This is a genomic window from Nevskiales bacterium (assembly GCA_035574475.1).
Taxonomy (GTDB): domain Bacteria; phylum Pseudomonadota; class Gammaproteobacteria; order Nevskiales; family DATLYR01; genus DATLYR01.
This window is the reverse complement of sequence record DATLYR010000190.1, coordinates 1-2,807: the sequence shown is the minus strand read 5'-3', so window position 1 is coordinate 2,807 and position 2,807 is coordinate 1. Positions and strand designations below refer to the sequence as shown.

Sequence of the window (2,807 nt, the reverse complement as noted above, 5' to 3'; positions counted from 1 at the left end):
GCCAACATACCCCAGTGGGACGCGCGATCGACCGAGACAGCGATCCAACCAAGCCCCGCCGTGATTTTTGCCCGGCGCTGGCCGGAACATCGGCCCGGCCCCCTGCTGCACTGCATCGTCTGCGGCCGCAGCGGCCGCTTCGTCGATCCCTTCCCACGGATTCGGCCCCGCAGATGAGAGACCCGCATGATCAGTCCAGAAACCCGCGTGCAAATCCGCCGCTACTTTTACGCCGAGCACTGGAAAATCGGCACCATCGCCCGAGAACTCGGCGTTCACCCTGACACGGTTCGCCAAGCGGTCGAATCGGACCGCTTGCACCGCAGCATGCCGCTGCGCCCCTCGATGACCGATCCCTACCTGGCGTTCGTCCGCCAGACCCTGGAGCAGCATCCCCGGCTCACCGCCACGCGCATTTACCAGATGATCCACGAGCGCGGCTACGCGGGCAGCGTGGTCCAGTTGCGGCGCGCGGTGGCCCGGTTGCGGCCCGCCCGGTCTGAACCCTTCCTGCGCCTGGAAACGTTTCCAGCCGAGCAAGCGCAGGTGGACTGGGCTCACTTCGGCCAGGTGGCCGTCGGCCGCGCACGCCGCCAGCTCTCCTGCTTCCTCATCACGCTCTCTTACTCCCGCGCTCTATATCTGGAGTTCTTCTTCGACCAGACTATGGAGAACTTTCTGCGCGGGCACGTGCGCGCCTTCCAGGACTGGTCCGGCCAGCCCCGCGTGATTCTCTACGACAACCTCCGCAGCGCCGTGCTGGAGCGCCGCGGCGACCAGATCCACTTCCACCCGCGGCTGCTGGAGTTGTGCGCCCACTATCACTTTGCCGCCCGTCCCTGTCAGGTCCGGGCGGGAAATCAAAAAGGGCGCGTGGAGCGCGCCATTCGCTACGTCCGCGACTCGTTCTGGGCGGGCCGGCCCTTCACCACGCTGGCCGAGTGCAACCGTCAGGCGCTCCTCTGGCGCGACCAAGTGGCCCATCAGCGGCCCTGGCCGGGAGACGATCGCCGCACCGTCGCCCAAACCTTCGCCGAAGAGCAACCGCGGCTGCTGCCTCATCCCGCTCATCTCTTCTCGACCGATCTTATCGTTCCGGTCCGCTCGCCCAAGACCATATACGTCCGCTTTGATCTGAACGATTACTCGATTCCACCCGAGGCCGTGGGCCGGCCACTGACTCTGGTCGCCTCTGACACCCAGGTCCGTATCCTGGATGGGACTGCGGAGATCGCTTGCCACCCGCGCAGCTACGACCGCCACCAACCCGTGCTGGACCCGGCTCATCAAGACGCGCTGCTGAAGGCCAAGCGCAAGGCCTTCGGCGCCACGGCCACCGGCCGGCTGGCGCAGGCCGTGCCGGAAAGCGAAACGCTGCTGGATCTGGCCTTCGCCCAAGGCGAGTCGGCCGGCAGCCAGACCGCGCAACTCGTCAAGCTGCTGGATCTGTACGGCGCCGCCGCGCTCGGCCGCGCCATCCGCGAAGCGCTGGAAGGAAACACGCCGCGCGCTTCCTCGGTGGCGTTCCTGCTGCGCCGGCAGCAACGCTCGGCGCCTGCCCGCACGGCTGTCGATCTCAGCCGGCACCCGGAGGCCCAATCCATCGAGGTACGGCCTCACGATCTGGAGACCTATGATGCGCTCGCCCATCCCCGCGACGACGAACCCGACGAGTAATCTCTCCGCCCAGCTCCAGCAGATCGGTCTGCGCGCCTTGCCTTCGACGCTGGACGACTTCCTGGCGCGGGCCACCAAAGCGCGCTGGTCGCCCCGCGTGCTGCTGGAACAACTGGCCCAGGCCGAAGCCGCGGAACGCTCCCGCCGCAGCCTGGAGCGGCGCCTGCGGCTCTCCGGCATCAAGACGTTCAAACCCATGGCGGACTTCGACTGGAGTTGGCCCACGAAGATCGAACGCGAGGTCATCGAGCGTGCCCTGGCGCTGGACTTCCTCGGGGAGAACCGCAACCTGGTGCTGATCGGCCGCAACGGACTGGGCAAAACGATGATCGCTGAGAACATCTGCCACGCCGCCGTGATGGCCGGCAGCTCGGTGCTGTTTCGCTCCGCACCCGCCCTGCTGGAGGATCTGCAACGCCAGACCCCGGAGGGACGCCGCCGCAGGCTGCGCAGCTACGCCCACGTGGGCCTGTTGTGCATCGATGAGGTCGGCTATCTCTCCTTCGACGATAAGGCCGCCGACCTGCTCTACGAGGTCATCAACCGCCGCTACGAACGCCGCTCCGTGATCGTCACCACCAACCGGCCGTTCAAGGAGTGGAACGAGGTCTTTCCCAACGCCACCTGCATCGCCACCATGCTGGACCGGCTGCTGCATCACGCCGAGGTGACCGTCATCGAGGGCAACAGCTACCGCGTCCGGGAGAGCGAGCTGGAAACCGCCGCCCGGCGGAGGAAGAAGTGAACCCGCCCGATCCTGCGCTCGACGCCGCAACCTATGTGGCTGTCGTCCTGGTCTTGTACGTGGACCTCCCCGACACCCCGCTGCGCGCCAGCGTCCAGGACCAAAAGCAAGCCCGCCGGCTCTACGATCGCGGCATCCCCTTGCGCCTGGTCGAGTCGGCTCTGCTGCTGGCTTCGCTGCGCCGCCTGGTCCGCCCCGCCGACGTTCCCCCGCTGCCGCCGATCCGCTCCCTGGCCTACTTCGCGCCGGTCGTCGAGGAACTGCTGGCCCACCCCGTGCCCGACAACTACCTGCAATACCTGCGCCTCAAGCTACGCCGCATGGCCGGCGAGAAGATCGCGCCGGCCGATGTTCAGAAAAGTACGTTTTCTGGTGATCGCTAACA

At 66.9% G+C, this 2,807-nt stretch carries 3 protein-coding genes; all 3 read left to right on the top strand.

Annotated elements, in window-relative coordinates; all coding sequences use genetic code 11:
* Positions 1 to 186: 186 nt before the first annotated feature.
* Genes istA through VNJ47_11475 form a run of 3 tightly spaced genes read left to right on the top strand, consistent with a single transcriptional unit; the run spans position 187 to position 2,805 of the window.
* On the top strand, positions 187 to 1,677 hold the full coding sequence (gene istA / locus VNJ47_11485; protein ID HXG29453.1) for an IS21 family transposase: 1,491 nt from the start codon (positions 187 to 189) through the stop codon (positions 1,675 to 1,677).
* On the top strand, positions 1,637 to 2,422 hold the full coding sequence (gene istB, locus VNJ47_11480) for an IS21-like element helper ATPase IstB (protein ID HXG29452.1): 786 nt from the start codon (positions 1,637 to 1,639) through the stop codon (positions 2,420 to 2,422). Before istA ends, istB begins: the two co-directional genes overlap by 41 nt.
* A complete protein-coding gene (locus VNJ47_11475) occupies positions 2,419 to 2,805 on the top strand; it encodes a hypothetical protein (GenBank protein HXG29451.1) in 387 nt (128 codons plus the stop codon). Before istB ends, VNJ47_11475 begins: the two co-directional genes overlap by 4 nt.
* The last annotated feature ends 2 nt before the right edge of the window (positions 2,806 to 2,807 follow it).

Coding starts and splice junctions, on each gene's coding strand:
- istA (HXG29453.1), top strand. CDS start 187: ATGATCAGTCCAGAAACCCGCGTGCAAATCCGCCGCTACTTTTACGCC.
- istB (HXG29452.1), top strand. CDS start 1,637: ATGCGCTCGCCCATCCCCGCGACGACGAACCCGACGAGTAATCTCTCC.